Here is a 16,908-nt window from a genome sequence, read left to right on the forward strand (position 1 = left end):
CAGTCTTGCGCGGTCCTTATTAGCGCGTATGATAGCGTCACTGGAGTTGTGAGTTTGTCATTTCGCCATTAACCCCAGGAATCTGCACTCATGCGTATTGAAGAAGATCTGAAATTAGGTTTCAAAGACGTTCTTATCCGCCCTAAACGTTCTACCCTCAAAAGCCGTTCCGATGTCGAACTGGAGCGCAAATTCACATTTAAACATTCCGGGATCAACTGGTCCGGCGTGCCGGTTATCGCCGCCAATATGGATACTGTTGGCACGTTTGCGATGGCGAAAGCGCTGGCGTCATTCGATATTCTGACTGCTGTACACAAACACTACTCTGTTGAAGACTGGAAAGCCTTCGTACAGCGTGAATCCGACGATGTTTTGCACCATGTGATGGTTTCAACTGGCACATCTGATACGGATTTCGAAAAAACTAAACAGATCCTCGCGTTGCATCCGGCGCTGAATTTTGTCTGCATCGATGTGGCGAACGGTTACTCAGAACATTTCGTGCAATTCGTTGCGAAAGCGCGTGAAACCTGGCCGAATAAAACTATCTGTGCCGGTAACGTCGTAACGGGTGAAATGTGTGAGGAGCTCATTCTTTCCGGTGCCGACATCGTGAAAGTAGGTATCGGTCCGGGTTCCGTGTGTACCACGCGCGTAAAAACCGGCGTTGGTTACCCTCAATTGTCTGCGGTGATCGAGTGTGCCGATGCGGCTCACGGCCTCGGTGGTCAGATTGTCAGTGATGGCGGTTGTACCGTGCCTGGCGATGTGGCGAAAGCTTTCGGCGGCGGTGCGGATTTCGTCATGCTCGGCGGTATGCTGGCGGGCCATGAAGAGAGCGGCGGCACTGTCGTTGAAGAAAACGGTGAAAAATTTATGCTTTTCTATGGCATGAGTTCTGAATCCGCCATGAATCGCCACGTTGGCGGTGTTGCGGGCTACCGCGCGGCGGAAGGCAAAACCGTGAAGCTAACGCTGCGCGGCCCGGTAGAAAATACTGCCCGCGATATCCTCGGCGGTTTACGTTCTGCCTGTACCTATGTTGGTGCCTCCCGCCTGAAAGAGCTGACCAAACGCACTACCTTTATCCGTGTTCAGGAGCAAGAAAACCGCGTTTTCAATAGCCTCTGACGGCGTTGCAGGCGCACAGCGTTGCGCCTGCGTTATCCGCCGCCACCCATCGCATCTCCCAGATGAAAGATGGGCAAGTACATTGCTACTACTAATACCCCGATAATAAGCCCTGTAACCACCAGTAATAACGGTTCCAGCACGGCAGCAAGACCATCAGCCTGCCTCTGGGTTTGCTCGCTATGATGCTGTGCCAGATTCTCCAGCATGCTATCCAGCGCGCCAGACACTTCTCCTGTGCGAACCAGTTGAATGCACAATGGCGGGAATTCACCACTCTCTTGTAACGCCGCCGAAATAGCCGTGCCCTGAGTAATTTCCTGATGTGCTCGTTGCAGCACCGCCTGCCAGTAAGGACAGGAAAGTGTTTCCCGTACGCTCTCCAGCCCTTGCAAAAACGCGATACCCGCCCGTTGCGTCAGCGCCAGGACGGTAAATATCTGGCTCAGGCGCTGGCCACGGACCAGCGGGCCAATGATCGGGCTTGCCAGGAGTAACCGCTGCCGATGGCGTTGCCAGCCTGTATGGTTGCGCAGCATTCGTAAAACACTGCTTGTTAATAACGCGCAAACCATTAAGGGCAGAGCCGCTTGCTGCATTATTGCAGCACCCACAATGACACCGCGCGTTAGCATCGGTAGCGGCGTATTGAATGTCCGGTAAATGGCGGTAAATTCCGGCAATACCAGATAGACCATCGCCAGTACCACGGCAGCCGTCAGCGTAAGAATGATTAACGGATAGCGCAGCGCTTTTTTCACCTTCAGTGTCAGCTCTCGCTGCGCTTTTTGCTGGCTGGCAAGTTTAAAGCAGCACTCGTCCAGCTTGCCGGTTAATTCCCCGGTGCGAATCATCGCCAGCCAAAGCGGGGGAAACACCTCTGGCCATTGTCGCAGCGCAGCGGAGAAGGTTTCACCCTGCTCCAGCACCTTCGCCAGATGGTGTAACAATGCACGCCATTGCTTTGCTGGGTGCTGTTCTGCCAGAAGTTGTAACCCTTCCGGTAACGTAAGCCCTGCCCGCAGTAAGGTTGCCAGTTGGTGAAGTAGCTGGCTGCTGTGTTCCGGCTTCCAGAGTGCACGCCGTATGACGCAGCGTTTTATTGCAAGCGGATGGATTTGCTGCTGGTACAACAGTAATAGTGTGCTGGTGCGGTTTTCGCTCCAGAATACACCGCTTTGCAGTTCACCGCTTTTCTCAAGCCCGGACCATTGCCAGAGTTGTTTACTTGCCATCAGGGAAACCCAATATACGTATCAGCTCCTCGAACGTGGTCAGTCCTTGTTCTACGGCAAGGCAGCCATGCTGAAAAAGCGTGGTCATCCCACCTGCGCGTGCCCGCTGTTCTATTTCATCTGCGCTGAGACCGCTGGCGATGGCTTGCCGAACATCCGGGGTTATGGCGAGCACTTCGAATAACGCGACGCGTCCATAGAAACCGTGGTAACACTGTTCACAACCTTCGGCGCGCCAGCGAGGCAGCGGGCGCGGCCACAAGTTACCCGGCAAGTGATTGTTTTCTACCCCCAGCTTGCGGCAATGCGGGCACAGCTTTCTCACCAGCCGCTGCGCTACAACCAACGATAGCGCGGAGGAGATCATCCAGCGGGCAACCCCCATTTGCTGGATGCGCACCAGCGTTTCGCTGGTTGAGTTGGTGTGCAGTGTCGACAACACCAGGTGGCCGGTTTGTGCTGCTTTGATGGCGATTTCCGCCGTTTCGCCATCACGTATTTCGCCGACCATGATGATATCGGGATCCTGACGCAGTAAGGCACGCAGCACGCTTTGAAAGGTCAAGCCGGCACGCGGGTTTATCTGCGTCTGATTCAAACCGTTCAGCGGGATCTCCACGGGATCTTCAACGCTGCAGATGTTTACTTCCGGCTTGTTACGCGCCTGAAGGGCGCTATATAGCGTCACCGTTTTACCACTGCCGGTAGGCCCGGTGACCAGTAACAGCCCTTGTGGTTGTGCCAGAGCGTTATTAAAGAGCGTCATTTGCGCTTCTGTCATACCAAGGGTGGATATCTCCAGTGCCTGGTTAACCTGGTGCAAAAGCCGCAAAACGACTTTTTCGCCGTGGCGGCAGGGCAGGGTGGCGATACGAAACGAAACGGACTGCCCGGACAACTCGACATTGAACTGCCCATCTTGCGGGAGGCGTCGTTCGGCGATATCGAGATTGCCGAGTACTTTTAGCCTTGCCGTCAGGGTGCTGGCAAGCTTACTGGGTAGAGGAGACAAGCCATGCAGCACCCCATCGACACGTAGTCGAATGACATACTGGGTTTCGCCGGGTTCAAAATGGATGTCGGAGGCGCGCAGCATAAGGGCTTGTTGCAGCGTATGGTTTAAAATTTCTACCGCCGAGCCACTGTCTTCTTTGGGTTCTTGTATTACCGGTACTGCGGCCTGCGCGGTTACCTGTTGGTGCTTATCCATCTGTTCAGGTGTCCAGCAGCGGATGTCGATGCGTTTTTGCACAGCGAATTGCAGCGATTCCATCAACTCCGTGCTGGGGCTATCCACGACGGCAATCGTGAGCACATCGATTTCGTTATTGAGCACAACCGCATTGTGGCGCTGGCAGAGCGCGATAAGTTTGTCTTCTTTCATTGCCGCTCCTTAGCGTCCAGTACGGAACACATCTTCGCAGGCCAGCTGCAAGGCGCTATCCGCTTGTGTATTACAGGCGCGCGTCCAGCCCTGCATTCCCTCTGCACTGTTCCACTGCGGTGTCATGACCACGCTAAGCCCATTCAGACTTTCTTGTCCGGTCAGCGTGACGATGCCTTTTGCCACGCTCATCGCCGAAACATATCGCGTGGTTGTGGGCGCGGGGATGCCATTACTGCTGGCGTCGCAGGTTTCTAAACCGCCACGCTCAAGCGCGCATAGCTCTATTGCGGTGCGATAGGGAACATAGGCTTGCAGCATGTCGGTTAGCGCGGCTTTGCGCAGGTAGTTTTGATAGGCGGGAATACCGATAGCGCTCAAAATCGCAATGATGCCGATAACCACCATCAGCTCAATTAAGGTGAATCCTTGCTGTCTGTTCATAAACGGCTCCTTGTTTTGAGCCGCTACTTTGTCAGCCCCTGGAATGGCTGGCGAGGAGTAAAAAAAAGGATGGGAAAGAGGCTTCCAGCGTTGTTGATGAAATTGCAGTTCAGAACAAAAAAGGTGCGAGCTAACACGCAAAAAAACGGGCCAGCGGCCCGTTCAAAAGCGAGGACTAACGAAAGCGCATTGACAGGTCGAGAGCGCGAACATGTTTGGTTAGCGCCCCCACAGAGATGTAATCAACACCGGTTTCAGCGAATTCCCGCAGGGTTTCCTGTGTCACGTTGCCGGAAACTTCCAGCCGCGCCTGGCCGTTGGTGCGCTTCACGGCTTCACGCATTTGTTCGGTGGTGAAGTTATCCAGCATGATGATGTCCGCCCCGGCTTTCAGGGCGTCATCCAGCTCAGAAAGCGATTCCACCTCGATTTCGACCGGCACATCAGGATGCATCCAGAAGGCTTGCTCCACCGCCTTACGTACAGAACCCGCAGCGATAATATGGTTCTCTTTGATCAAAAATGCATCCGAAAGGCCAAGTCGATGGTTCGCGCCGCCGCCGCACAGCACCGCATATTTTAGGGCGGTGCGCAGCCCTGGCAGCGTTTTGCGGGTATCCAGCAGTTGTGTTTTGGTACCGTTGAGCAGTTCCACATAACGGCGAACTTCGCTGGCGACACCGGAAAGTGTCTGGACAAAATTGAGCGCGGTACGTTCGCCGGTCAACAACGCGCGCGAGGGGCCTTCAAGCTCAAATAGCGGTTGGTCGGCGTAAATCGCGTCGCCATCCGCGACATGCCAGGTGACAGCGACATCATCGCCCGCCAGTTGAATAAAGACCTCTTCAACCCAGCGTTTGCCGCAGAATACGCCATCTTCACGGGTAATAATCACCGCATGAGAGCGGTTCTCTGGCGGTAACAATTGCGCGGTAATGTCGTTATTTGCATCGACTTCTCCACCCAGGTCTTCACGCAGTGCCTGAGCCACTGCGGCGGGGATATCCAGCTCGATGCGTTCGAGCAGCGCGTCACGTCGGTGATCGGGGTTATAGCGGCGAGGCGGCATGATAAACTCCAAAAAGGGTAACGAATCACAAAGTTAGGTGATGTCCTGCTGGCAACGCCATTACGGGACACAGTGCAAACATGCTACTCTGAAGCGTGTTTCAGCACCATCCTCTATAAGGAGTTCCTTATGCAGTTATGCAAGGGCTGGCTGGTCGAGGCGCGGCATGTGCCGTCTCCCCACTTTGATTGCCGCCCGGACGATGAACAGCCTTCATTGCTGGTGGTACATAATATTAGCTTGCCCCCCGGCAAATTTGGCGGCCCATGGATAGACGCGCTGTTCACCGGCACGCTGGATGCCAGCGCCGATCCCTTCTTTGAAGAGATTGTTCATCTGCGTGTTTCCGCGCACTGTCTGATTCGCCGCGACGGCGAGATTGTGCAGTATGTGCCTTTCGATAAACGCGCCTGGCATGCGGGCGTCTCTTCGTATCATGGGCGGGAACGCTGTAACGACTTTTCCATTGGTATCGAGCTTGAAGGCACCGATCATCTGCCTTATACCGATGCACAATACGGCCAACTGGCGGCAGTAACACGAACGGTGATTGAGCTTTACCCGTCGATTGCCGACAATATGACCGGGCATAGCGATATTGCCCCCGATCGCAAGACCGATCCCGGGCCGGCTTTTGATTGGGCGAGATTTCGTGCGTTGGTTGCCGGTATGTCAGAAAAGGAGATGCCATGACGTTATTCACCCTGTTGCTGGTGTTAGCAGCAGAACGGCTGTTTAAACTGGGGGAACACTGGCAACTGGATCATCGGCTGGAGGTGCTGTTCCGGCGGGTAAAACACTACTCTATGATCAGAACGTTGCTGATGACCGCGCTGGCGATGCTAGTCACCTTCCTGATTTTGCGTGCATTGTATGGGCTGTTTTTCAATGTGCCGTTGCTGGTGGTGTGGATTTTACTCGGTGCGTTGTGTATCGGTGCGGGTAAAGTGCGGCTGCATTATCACGCTTATCTGAAAGCAGCAGCGCGCAACGATGCTCATGCCCACACGGCGATGGCGAACGAGCTGACGTTGATTCACGGTGTGCCGCCTGGCTGTGATGAGCGCGAGTTTCTACGTGAGTTGCAAAACGCGCTGGTGTGGATCAACTTCCGTTTTTACCTTGCACCGCTGTTCTGGTTTATCGTCGGTGCTTCGTGGGGGCCGGTGTTGCTGGTGGGTTACGCGTCACTGCGTGCCTGGCAATACTGGCTGGCGCGCTATAAAACGCCAGCCGAGCGTCAACAGTCGGGCATTGATGCGATTTTACATCTGCTGGATTGGGTGCCGGTGCGCCTGGCGGGTGTGGTGTATGCGCTGGTCGGGCACGGCGAAAAAGCGCTGCCGGCCTGGTTTGCTTCGTTGGGCGATCGCCATACCTCGCAGTACCAGGTACTGACGCGTCTCGCACAGTTCTCGCTGGCGCGCGAGCCGCATACAGATAAAGTCGAAACGCCGAAAGCCGCTGTCTCGATGGCGAAGAAAACGTCGCTGGTACTGGTGGTCGTGGTGGCGTTGTTGACGATTTACGGCACGCTGATTTAACCGCGTGCCGCAGTATCACTGATTATCCGCCGCCGGGATGCCGAAATCGGGCATCCCGTTTTCTTGCCAGCGGATTGTTTTCAGGCGGGTATGGCGATTGGGATCGTAGAGCGGATCGCCTTCAATTTCGGTGTAATTCCGCGCGTGATAAACCAGAATATCTTCCCCGTCCGGTGTTTGCGTAAAACTGTTGTGCCCCGGGCCGTACTGGCGGTTTTCATCACTGGTTTTAAACACCGGCTGCGGCGATTTATGCCAGTTTTCCGGATCCTGCGGGTTGGCGGTGATAGCGATCCACAACAAGCCCATACAGTAGTTTTCGTCGGTGGCGCTGGCGGAATAACTCACAAAGAGTTTATCGCCGTGGAACAAAACCGCCGGGCCTTCATTGACCAGAAAACCACGACACTCCCAGTCAAACTCCGGTTTGCTTAGCATCACCGGTTCGCCTTTCAGCGTCCACGGATTTTCCATTTCCGCCAGATAGATATTGGAATTACCGGCAATATCCGGCGCTTTTTGCGCCCACAAGTACCAACGCTTCCCCTGATGCTCAAAGGTCGTGGCATCCAGCGCAAACGTATCGAAAGGTGTTTTCACCTGGCCTTTTTCGACCCAGCGCCCGCTGAGCGGGTCGGCATCCGCACACTCCAGTACAAACATGCGGTGCTGGAACATATTCAGCGCGTCCAGCGCTTTGGTGTATGTCGCGGCAAAGTAGAGATACCATTTGCCATCAATATGATGCAGCTCCGGCGCCCAGATAAGCTCGCTCATCGGGCCGCTTTGCGGTTTGCGCCAGACTACGCTTGCCTGAGCGTGACGCAGGCCTTCCAGCGTGGCGGCGCGGCGGATCTCCAGCCGGTCATATTCCGGCACCGAGGCCACGAAGTAATACTCGCCTTGATGGTGCAGGATAAACGGGTCGGCGCGCTGTTCAATAAACGGGTTCGGCCAGTTATTCATTATGCATTCCTTACGTTATCGCCCGCCGGTACCTGCTGATTTTCGGTCAGCTCATGGTAGTTGATGCGGCGTTTTTCCAGATCCGCCTGGATCTGTTTCATCAGTTCACGGTCAACTTTCAGCAGGCGCACCACGCCTGCGGTGATCAGGTAGCCCACGCCTGGAATAATGGTAAACAACAGCATAATACCGTTAATGGCGCTGGCGCTTTGTTGCTTGGCTCCGGCGTCATAGCCGTACCACGAGAGCAGGAAACCGACCATCGCCCCGGCAACTGCCAGACCTACTTTCAGGAAGAACAAGTTACCGGAGAAACTGATACCGGTAATGCGTTTGCCGGTTTTCCACTCACCGTAGTCATCAACGTCAGCCATCAGCGACCAGTGCAGCGGGGAAGGGATCTGATGCAGGATGTTTAGCAGGAAGTAGAGCACCACAATCAGTACCGTGGCGTGCGGGTCAAAGAAGTAAAAGGCGCCGGAGAAGAACGCCAGCACGATGTTGGTCCAGAAGAAGACTTTCAGCTTACACCAGCGGTCGGTCAGCACTTTTGCCAGCATGCTGCCAAGCATCATGCCGACAACGCCGAGGCTAATAAACAGCGTAGCGAAATGGGTGCTTTCCCCCATTACCCAGGTGACGTAATACATGGTGGCCGCCATGCGGATAAAACCAGGGCAAACGTTGCAGAGTGTCAGCAGCAGGATGCGTACCCATTGGTCGTTTTTCCATACGTCTTTGAAATCTTTCTTCAAATCGTCGTTGGTTGGCACCGCCGGGCGGATACGTTCACGCACGGTGGCAAAGCAGAACAGGAACATGCACATGCCGATAAACGCCAGCACCGTCATCGCCATCTGGTAGCCTTTGGCTTTATCCGCACCGCCAAACCACTCGGCCATTGGCAGCAGCGTGAGCGACAGCAGCAATGTTGCAATGCCAACCATCACAAAGCGATACGACTGGCAGGCGACACGCTCTTTCGGGTCGTTGGTGATAACACCACCCAGCGAGCAGTAGGGGATATTGATCGCGGTATAGGTCAGCGACAGCAGGAAATAGGTAATAAAGGCATAGATAACTTTGCTGTTGTAGGTCCACTCCGGCGTGGTAAACATCAGCACGCTGAAAACGGCGTAAGGCACGGCTATCCACAACAGCCACGGGCGAAAACGACCATATTTGCTTTGTGTACGGTCAGCGAGCGCGCCCATTAGCGGGTCAGTCACCGCATCAATCACGCGTATCGACAGCAGTAATACCCCGACCAGCGCGGGTGCGAGGCCGAAGATATCAGTATAGAAATAGTTAACAAACAGCATGATAGCGCCAAAGATGATGTTGCATCCGGCGTCGCCCATGCCATAGCCAATCTTTTCTTTAACAGACAGTTTGGTGTCCATTGCCGGTTCTCCCTTTGAGATATGGCATGAAGTATTTGTCTGTGAATTTTTGTTTGCGTAGCAGGATCAGGCCGCAGAGATGGACAAAACAGCTATGTAAAGGAAAGTGTGAGGAAGGTAACGCTGTGATAACAACCCTCTCCCGGGCGGGAGAGGGCAGAACGGATAAGGATTAATGCGCTTTCACGGCATTGGCATTTTTCTGCTTCAGCAGGTAGCCGACGCCAAGGACGGCAATCCACACCGGGATCAGGTAGACCGAGATCGCCATGCCGTCTGTCATCAGCATGATTACCAGCACCGCCGCCATAAAGATCAGGCAGATCCAGTTACCCACCGGGTAGAACAGCGCCGGGAAGCGTGGTGTGACGCCTTGCTGCTGCTTGGCGCGACGAAAACGCATGTGCGCCAGGCTAATCATTGCCCAGTTGATCACCAGCGCGGAAACCACCAGCGCCATCAGCAGGCCAAACGCGGATTCCGGCGCGAAGTAGTTGATCACTACGCACAGCGCGGTAAACAGCGCAGAAGTGAGGATAGTGTTCACCGGCACGCCGCGCTTATCCACTTGTTGCAGCATTTTCGGCGCATTGCCCTGTTTTGCCAGGCCGAACAGCATGCGGCTGTTGCAATACACGCAGCTGTTATAAACCGACAGCGCGGCAGTCAGCACCACAATGTTCAACGCATTGGCCACAAACGAGTCGCCCAGTTCATGGAAAATCAGCACAAACGGGCTGGTATCCGAGGTAACGCGTGTCCACGGCATTAAAGAGAGCAGCACGGCCAGCGAACCGACATAGAAAATCAGGATGCGATAGATAACCTGATTGGTGGCTTTTGGAATGCTTTGTTCCGGGTTATCGGCTTCTGCGGCGGTGATCCCCACCAGTTCCAGACCACCGAACGAGAACATGATGATCGCCATCATCATCACCAGCCCACCGATGCCGTGCGGCAGGAAACCGCCCTGTTCCCACAAGTTACGCACGGTGGCCTGCGGGCCCGCGCTACCGCTAAACAGCAACCAGCCGCCAAAGACGATCATCGCCACAACGGCGAAAACCTTAATAATGGCAAACCAGAACTCCATCTCACCAAACACTTTAACGTTGGTCAGGTTGATGGCGTTGATAATGACAAAGAATACGGCGGCGGAGACCCAGGTGGGGATTTCTGGCCACCAGAACTGAACATATTTCCCTACGGCGGTGAGTTCCGCCATCGCCACCAGCACGTACAGCACCCAGTAGTTCCAGCCGGAAGCAAAGCCTGCGAAGCTGCCCCAATATTTGTAAGCGAAGTGGCTGAATGAGCCAGCCACCGGCTCTTCAACGACCATTTCGCCAAGCTGGCGCATGATCAAAAACGCGATAAAACCGGCAATGGCATAGCCCAGAATGATCCCCGGGCCGGCAGATTGAATGACGGATGCGCTGCCCAGAAACAGGCCAGTCCCAATAGCGCCACCCAGCGCGATAAGCTGAATGTGGCGGTTCTTAAGGCCGCGCTTTAGCTGATCGCCGTGCTGTTGACCTTCCATTATGAAACCTCGTGTGTGGTTGTTATCTGTACGCTGTGGTTTGCGTGTAATAAATAAATTCCGTTTTTGTATTTTTTAGTTTACGAAATGTCGACGGGAATTTTCGTCAATCCCTTTCATAGGGCTCAGAATAGTGATAAGTGCGCGGGAATGCATCTGCTTTATGAAACTCAGATGACGAGCGAGTAAAAAAGAAACCGTTTCTGAGTAACCCATCTACCCCCTTATTGAGTTCATTTTCACTTTTTATGCATATTTAAAGAATGGCTATTCACTTATTCATCAACTGAATCGGTTCATATGCCTTAATTGGCGTTTCATAAAAGTTAAAACTGCCTCTTTCGTGGTAAACGAGGCATTTGTGCAAGGTTACATCTTTGAAACGCTATTTCTGTAACATTGTTAAAATGTGCGTGGTTTCCTGATTTCAATCAAAACCTGTATGGACAGAAGGTGAATACTTTGTTACTTTAGCGTCAAGAACATGAAATTGGTAAGACCAATTGACTCCGGGCGAGTGGCAGAGACAGGGAACAATGGCCTACAACAAAATCCGCCAACCAAAACTTTCCGATGTGATTGAGCAGCAACTGGAGTTTTTGATTCTCGAAGGTACCTTGCGTCCCGGTGAGAAACTGCCTCCAGAGCGCGAACTGGCCAAACAGTTCGATGTTTCTCGTCCTTCACTGCGCGAGGCCATTCAGCGCCTCGAAGCGAAAGGTTTGCTCCTTCGTCGCCAGGGTGGCGGTACTTTTGTCCAAAGCAGCCTGTGGCAAAGCTTCAGCGATCCGCTGGTTGAGCTTCTGGCCGATCATCCCGAATCCCAATTTGACCTGCTTGAAACCCGCCACGCGCTGGAAGGCATTGCTGCATATTATGCGGCGCTGCGCAGCACCGATGAAGACAAAGCGCGGATTGGCGAGCTGCACCAGGCCATTGAGCGGGCGCAGCAGTCAGGGGATTTGGATGCGGAATCCAGTGCCGTTGTGCAGTATCAAATAGCCGTAACCGAGGCGGCACATAATGTTGTGCTGCTTCATCTGCTACGCTGCATGGAGCCAATGTTGGCGCAAAACGTTCGTCAGAACTTCGAATTGCTGTACGCGCGCCGCGAAATGCTGCCGCTTGTCAGCACCCATCGTTCGAGTATTTTCGCGGCGATCATGGCCGGGAAGCCGGAAGAGGCGCGTGAAGCGTCGCACCGCCACCTGGCGTTTATTGAAGAGATTTTGCTGGACCGGAGCCGTGAGCAGAGCCGCCGTGAGCGCTCGCTTCGCCGGTTAGAGCAGAGAAAGAATTAAGATTTTCTGGTGCAGGTTGTACCAGAAGAGTTGTAACACCAGCGCCAAACTTTAGAGCGCGGCAACTAAACGCAGAACCTGTCTTATTGCACTTTTATGGCTGCCAATGAAAGGCATGAGAATGCAATGGGACAGGTTCCAGACAAATCAACGTATTAGATAGATAAGGAATACCCCCCATGTCAGAACGTTTCCAAAATGACGTGGATCCGATCGAAACTCGCGACTGGCAACAGGCGATCGAATCGGTCATCCGTGAAGAAGGTGTTGAGCGTGCTCAGTATCTGATTGACCAGCTCCTTTCTGAAGCCCGCAAAGGCGGTGTGAAAGTGGCAGCTGGCACAGGGGCGAGCAACTATGTAAACACTATTGCCGTTGAAGATGAACCGGAATACCCGGGCAATCTGGAACTGGAACGCCGCATTCGTTCAGCTATCCGCTGGAACGCAATCATGACGGTTCTGCGTGCGTCCAAAAAAGACCTTGAGCTGGGCGGCCACATGGCGTCCTTCCAGTCTTCCGCGACCGTTTATGAAGTTTGCTTCAACCATTTCTTCCGCGCGCGTAACGAGAAAGATGGTGGCGATCTGGTGTACTTCCAGGGCCACATCTCTCCGGGCATCTACGCACGTGCGTTTGTTGAAGGTCGTCTGACTGAAGAGCAGATGAACAACTTCCGTCAGGAAGTTCACGGTAAAGGCCTCTCCTCTTACCCGCACCCGAAATTGATGCCGGAATTCTGGCAGTTCCCGACCGTCTCCATGGGCCTGGGCCCGATTGGTGCGATCTATCAGGCGAAGTTCCTGAAATATCTGGAACACCGTGGTCTGAAAGATACCTCTGAACAAACCGTTTACGCCTTCCTTGGCGACGGTGAGATGGATGAGCCGGAATCCAAAGGCGCTATTACCATCGCCACCCGTGAAAAACTGGACAACCTCTGCTTCATCATCAACTGTAACTTGCAGCGTCTGGATGGCCCGGTAACCGGTAACGGTAAAATCATCAACGAACTGGAAGGCATCTTCAGCGGTGCTGGCTGGAACGTTATCAAGGTGATGTGGGGCGGTCGTTGGGATGAACTGCTGCGTAAAGACACCAGCGGTAAACTGATCCAACTGATGAACGAAACCGTTGACGGCGACTACCAGACCTTCAAATCCAAAGATGGCGCGTACGTTCGTGAGCACTTCTTCGGTAAATACCCGGAAACCGCAGCGCTGGTTGCAGACTGGACTGATGAGCAGATCTGGGCACTGAACCGTGGCGGCCACGATCCGAAGAAAGTTTACGCGGCACTGAAAAAAGCGCGTGAAACCAAAGGTAAAGCGACTGTTATCCTGGCCCACACCATCAAAGGTTACGGCATGGGCGATACCGCAGAAGGTAAAAACATCGCGCACCAGGTTAAGAAAATGAACATGGACGGCGTGCGTTATATCCGCGATCGTTTCAATGTTCCGGTTACCGATGAGCAGGTTGAAAATCTCTCTTACATCACCTTCCCGGAAGGTTCTGAAGAGCATAAATACCTGCACGAACGTCGCCAGGCACTGAAAGGCTACCTGCCGTCTCGTCAGCCGAACTTCACCGAGAAACTGGATCTGCCTTCGCTGGAAGACTTCTCCCAGTTGCTGGAAGAGCAGAACAAAGAGATCTCCACCACTATCGCTTTCGTTCGTGCCCTGAACGTGATGCTGAAGAACAAGTCGATCAAAGATCGTCTGGTTCCGATTATCGCCGACGAAGCGCGTACTTTCGGTATGGAAGGTCTGTTCCGTCAGATTGGTATTTACAGCCCGAACGGCCAGCAGTACACCCCGCAGGACCGTGAGCAGGTTGCTTACTACAAAGAAGACGAGAAAGGTCAGATCCTGCAGGAAGGTATCAACGAACTGGGTGCTGGCGCATCCTGGCTGGCGGCTGCGACCTCTTACAGCACCAACAACCTGCCGATGATCCCGTTCTACATCTACTACTCCATGTTCGGGTTCCAGCGTATCGGCGACCTGTGCTGGCAGGCTGGCGACCAACAGGCTCGCGGCTTCCTGGTAGGCGGGACTTCCGGTCGTACGACGCTTAACGGCGAAGGTCTGCAGCACGAAGATGGTCACAGCCACATTCAGTCGCTGACTATCCCGAACTGTATCTCTTATGACCCGTCTTACGCGTACGAAGTGGCAGTCATCATGCATGACGGTCTGACCCGTATGTACGGTGAGAAACAAGAGAACGTTTACTACTACATCACCACGCTGAACGAAAACTACCACATGCCTGCCATGCCGGAAGGTGCCGAGGAAGGTATCCGTAAAGGTATCTACAAACTCGAAACCGTTGCTGGTAGCAAAGGTAAAGTTCAGCTGCTGGGCTCCGGTTCTATCCTGCGTCACGTGCGTGAAGCAGCGCAGATCCTGGCGAACGACTACGGCGTGGGCTCTGACGTGTACAGCGTCACCTCCTTCACTGAACTGGCGCGTGATGGCCAGGATTGTGAGCGCTGGAACATGCTGCACCCGCTGGAAACTCCGCGCGTTCCGTACATCGCTCAGGTGATGAACGACGCACCGGCTGTGGCATCAACTGACTATATGAAACTGTTCGCCGAGCAGGTTCGTACTTACGTACCGGCTGATGATTACCGCGTACTGGGTACCGATGGCTTCGGTCGCTCCGACAGCCGTGAAAACCTGCGTCACCACTTCGAAGTTGATGCTTCTTACGTGGTGGTAGCAGCACTGGGCGAACTGGCTAAACGTGGCGAAATCGACAAGAAAGTGGTGGCGGAAGCAATCACCAAATTCAACATCGATGCAGAAAAAGTTAACCCGCGTCTGGCGTAAGAGGTAAAGAGATAATGGCTATCGAAATCAAAGTACCGGACATCGGGTCTGATGAAGTTGAAATCACCGAGATTCTGGTCAAAGTAGGCGACAAAGTTGAAGCTGAACAGTCGCTGATCACTGTAGAGGGCGACAAAGCCTCTATGGAAGTCCCGTCTCCGCAGGCTGGCGTTGTTAAAGAGATCAAAGTCTCTGTCGGCGACAAAACCGAGACGGGCAAACTGATCATGATTTTCGATTCCGCCGAGGGTGCAGCAGCCGCTGCACCTGCTCCGGCAGAAGAGAAGAAGGACGCCGCTCCGGCCGCTGCTGCACCAGCAACCGCGGCAGCAAAAGAAGTGAACGTGCCTGACATCGGCGGTGACGAAGTTGAAGTCACCGAAGTCCTGGTGAAAGTGGGCGACACCGTTGCGGCAGAACAATCTCTGATCACCGTAGAGGGCGACAAAGCCTCTATGGAAGTTCCGGCGCCGTTCGCAGGCACCGTAAAAGAGATCAAAATCAACACCGGCGACAAAGTCTCTACTGGCTCGCTGATCATGGTCTTTGAAGTGGCGGGTGCTGCACCTGCTGCGGCCCCGGCTCCGGCTGCGGCGAGCGCACCGGCAGCCGCGGCTGGCCCGAAAGAAGTTAACGTACCGGATATCGGCGGCGACGAAGTTGAAGTCACCGAAGTGCTGGTGAAAGTGGGCGACAAAGTCTCCGCTGAACAGTCACTGATCACCGTAGAAGGCGATAAAGCCTCCATGGAAGTCCCGGCACCGTTCGCCGGTACCGTGAAAGAGCTGAAAGTGAATGTGGGCGACAAAGTCTCCACCGGCTCCCTGATCATGGTGTTCGAAGTGGAAGGCGCTGCGCCTGCCGCAGCCCCGGCTGCTGCTCCGGCATCTGCTGCCCCGGCTCAGGCTGCTAAACCTGCTGCGGCTCCTGCTGCGAAAGCAGACGGTAAATCTGATTTCGCGGAAAACGACGCTTACGTCCACGCTACACCGCTGATCCGCCGCCTGGCGCGCGAATTCGGCGTCAACCTGGCGAAAGTGAAAGGCACCGGTCGTAAAGGCCGTATCCTGCGCGAAGACGTTCAGGCTTACGTGAAAGATGCGGTGAAACGTGCTGAATCTGCACCTGCTGCTGGCGCAACCGGTGGTTCTCTGCCGGGTCTGCTGCCGTGGCCGAAAGTGGACTTCAGCAAGTTTGGTGAAATCGAAGAAGTTGAACTGGGCCGTATCCAGAAAATCTCTGGTGCCAACCTGAGCCGTAACTGGGTGATGATCCCGCACGTTACGCACTTCGACAAAACCGATATCACCGATCTGGAAGCGTTCCGTAAACAGCAGAACGCCGAAGCTGAGAAGCGCAAACTGGATGTGAAATTCACCCCGGTTGTCTTCATCATGAAAGCCGTTGCTGCAGCGCTTGAGCAAATGCCTCGCTTCAACAGCTCTCTGTCTGAAGATGCACAGCGTTTGACGCTGAAGAAATACATCAACATCGGTGTCGCGGTAGATACTCCGAACGGCCTGGTTGTTCCGGTCTTTAAAGACGTGAACAAGAAGAGCATTACCGAGTTGTCTCGCGAACTGACCGTGATTTCCAAGAAAGCGCGTGACGGTAAGCTGACCGCTGGCGAAATGCAGGGCGGTTGCTTCACCATCTCCAGCATCGGCGGCCTGGGGACTACCCACTTCGCACCGATTGTTAACGCGCCGGAAGTGGCTATCCTGGGCGTCTCCAAATCTGCAATGGAGCCGGTCTGGAACGGTAAAGAGTTCGTACCGCGTCTGATGATGCCGATTTCGCTCTCCTTCGACCACCGTGTGATTGACGGTGCTGATGGTGCGCGCTTTATCACCATCATCAACAACATGCTGTCTGACATTCGCCGTCTGGTGATGTAATCGAAGAAGCCGGCCTGACGGCCGGCTTTTTTCTGGTAATCTCATAGGGCTGTTGGGGTTATCAGGGGCAAAAGGACAAATCGTTTGCCGTTTGTTGTTTCAAAATTGTTAACAATTTTGTAAACTGCGGGCGGATAGAACGTC

At 54.1% G+C, this 16,908-nt stretch carries 13 protein-coding genes; 6 read left to right on the plus strand and 7 right to left on the minus strand.

Translation table 11 applies throughout. From position 1 onward, the window contains the following. The first annotated feature begins 90 nt into the window (after positions 1–90). Positions 91–1,134, plus strand: coding sequence for a GMP reductase (locus ACFX4O_RS14990; protein ID WP_131408057.1), 1,044 nt, complete (start codon positions 91–93; stop codon positions 1,132–1,134). 32 nt (positions 1,135–1,166) lie between these two features. Here the strand turns inward: ACFX4O_RS14990 and hofC are convergent, their stop codons facing one another. From hofC to nadC, 4 genes are all read right to left on the minus strand, one after another. Beyond that, complete coding sequence (hofC, locus tag ACFX4O_RS14995) at positions 1,167–2,369, minus strand: protein transport protein HofC (protein WP_380209124.1); 1,203 nt, start codon at positions 2,367–2,369, stop codon at positions 1,167–1,169. Next, positions 2,359–3,753 (minus strand): type II secretion system protein GspE, encoded by a 1,395-nt coding sequence (gene gspE, locus ACFX4O_RS15000; RefSeq protein WP_380209126.1) that lies wholly within the window; start codon positions 3,751–3,753, stop codon positions 2,359–2,361. The genes hofC and gspE overlap by 11 nt, the downstream gene beginning before the upstream one ends. A 9-nt stretch (positions 3,754–3,762) precedes the next feature. After that, positions 3,763–4,197, minus strand: a complete 435-nt coding sequence (ppdD, locus tag ACFX4O_RS15005; RefSeq protein ID WP_380209128.1) for a prepilin peptidase-dependent pilin — start codon at positions 4,195–4,197, stop codon at positions 3,763–3,765. A gap of 175 nt (positions 4,198–4,372) precedes the next feature. Then, positions 4,373–5,266 (minus strand): carboxylating nicotinate-nucleotide diphosphorylase, encoded by an 894-nt coding sequence (gene nadC, locus ACFX4O_RS15010; protein ID WP_131408049.1) that lies wholly within the window; start codon positions 5,264–5,266, stop codon positions 4,373–4,375. A 129-nt stretch (positions 5,267–5,395) separates the two neighbouring features. On the opposite strand from nadC, the gene ampD reads away from it, so the two are divergent. Continuing rightward, positions 5,396–5,959, plus strand: coding sequence for a 1,6-anhydro-N-acetylmuramyl-L-alanine amidase AmpD (gene ampD / locus ACFX4O_RS15015; RefSeq protein WP_380209130.1), 564 nt, complete (start codon positions 5,396–5,398; stop codon positions 5,957–5,959). Next, on the plus strand, positions 5,956–6,810 hold the full coding sequence (gene ampE, locus ACFX4O_RS15020; RefSeq protein ID WP_380209132.1) for a beta-lactamase regulator AmpE: 855 nt from the start codon (positions 5,956–5,958) through the stop codon (positions 6,808–6,810). The genes ampD and ampE overlap by 4 nt, the downstream gene beginning before the upstream one ends. A 15-nt stretch (positions 6,811–6,825) precedes the next feature. On the opposite strand, the gene ACFX4O_RS15025 is transcribed toward ampE, so the two are convergent. The 3 genes from ACFX4O_RS15025 to aroP form a co-directional block, all read right to left on the minus strand. Then, the gene (locus tag ACFX4O_RS15025; protein WP_380209134.1) at positions 6,826–7,776 is read right to left on the minus strand and encodes a family 43 glycosylhydrolase; all 951 of its coding nucleotides are present in this window, start codon (positions 7,774–7,776) and stop codon (positions 6,826–6,828) included. Next, positions 7,776–9,179: a glycoside-pentoside-hexuronide (GPH):cation symporter gene (locus tag ACFX4O_RS15030; protein WP_380209136.1), complete on the minus strand. Its 1,404-nt coding sequence runs from the start codon at positions 9,177–9,179 to the stop codon at positions 7,776–7,778. Before ACFX4O_RS15030 ends, ACFX4O_RS15025 begins: the two co-directional genes overlap by 1 nt. Before the next feature lie 172 nt (positions 9,180–9,351). Further along, positions 9,352–10,725: an aromatic amino acid transporter AroP gene (gene aroP, locus ACFX4O_RS15035; RefSeq protein WP_131408039.1), complete on the minus strand. Its 1,374-nt coding sequence runs from the start codon at positions 10,723–10,725 to the stop codon at positions 9,352–9,354. Positions 10,726–11,258: 533 nt separating this feature from the next. Between aroP and pdhR the strand changes: the two genes are divergently transcribed. The 3 genes from pdhR (at position 11,259) to aceF (ending at position 16,764) form a co-directional block, all read left to right on the plus strand. Next, a complete protein-coding gene (pdhR, locus tag ACFX4O_RS15040; protein WP_380209138.1) occupies positions 11,259–12,023 on the plus strand; it encodes a pyruvate dehydrogenase complex transcriptional repressor PdhR in 765 nt (254 codons plus the stop codon). 179 nt (positions 12,024–12,202) lie between these two features. Further along, complete coding sequence (gene aceE / locus ACFX4O_RS15045; protein ID WP_380209140.1) at positions 12,203–14,866, plus strand: pyruvate dehydrogenase (acetyl-transferring), homodimeric type; 2,664 nt, start codon at positions 12,203–12,205, stop codon at positions 14,864–14,866. 14 nt (positions 14,867–14,880) lie between these two features. Beyond that, the gene (gene aceF, locus ACFX4O_RS15050; protein WP_380209142.1) at positions 14,881–16,764 is read left to right on the plus strand and encodes a pyruvate dehydrogenase complex dihydrolipoyllysine-residue acetyltransferase; all 1,884 of its coding nucleotides are present in this window, start codon (positions 14,881–14,883) and stop codon (positions 16,762–16,764) included. Positions 16,765–16,908: the final 144 nt, after the last annotated feature.

Source organism: Kosakonia sp. YIM B13571, from assembly GCF_042788095.1.
Lineage (GTDB): Bacteria > Pseudomonadota > Gammaproteobacteria > Enterobacterales > Enterobacteriaceae > Kosakonia > Kosakonia quasisacchari.

Excerpts from the sequence above, each read along its gene's own strand:
- ACFX4O_RS14990 (WP_131408057.1), top strand. The coding sequence starts at position 91 with ATGCGTATTGAAGAAGATCTGAAATTAGGTTTCAAAGACGTTCTTATC.
- hofC (WP_380209124.1), bottom strand. The coding sequence starts at position 2,369 with ATGGCAAGTAAACAACTCTGGCAATGGTCCGGGCTTGAGAAAAGCGGT.
- gspE (WP_380209126.1), bottom strand. The coding sequence starts at position 3,753 with ATGAAAGAAGACAAACTTATCGCGCTCTGCCAGCGCCACAATGCGGTT.
- ppdD (WP_380209128.1), bottom strand. The coding sequence starts at position 4,197 with ATGAACAGACAGCAAGGATTCACCTTAATTGAGCTGATGGTGGTTATC.
- nadC (WP_131408049.1), bottom strand. The coding sequence starts at position 5,266 with ATGCCGCCTCGCCGCTATAACCCCGATCACCGACGTGACGCGCTGCTC.
- ampD (WP_380209130.1), top strand. The coding sequence starts at position 5,396 with ATGCAGTTATGCAAGGGCTGGCTGGTCGAGGCGCGGCATGTGCCGTCT.
- ampE (WP_380209132.1), top strand. The coding sequence starts at position 5,956 with ATGACGTTATTCACCCTGTTGCTGGTGTTAGCAGCAGAACGGCTGTTT.
- ACFX4O_RS15025 (WP_380209134.1), bottom strand. The coding sequence starts at position 7,776 with ATGAATAACTGGCCGAACCCGTTTATTGAACAGCGCGCCGACCCGTTT.
- ACFX4O_RS15030 (WP_380209136.1), bottom strand. The coding sequence starts at position 9,179 with ATGGACACCAAACTGTCTGTTAAAGAAAAGATTGGCTATGGCATGGGC.
- pdhR (WP_380209138.1), top strand. The coding sequence starts at position 11,259 with ATGGCCTACAACAAAATCCGCCAACCAAAACTTTCCGATGTGATTGAG.
- aceE (WP_380209140.1), top strand. The coding sequence starts at position 12,203 with ATGTCAGAACGTTTCCAAAATGACGTGGATCCGATCGAAACTCGCGAC.
- aceF (WP_380209142.1), top strand. The coding sequence starts at position 14,881 with ATGGCTATCGAAATCAAAGTACCGGACATCGGGTCTGATGAAGTTGAA.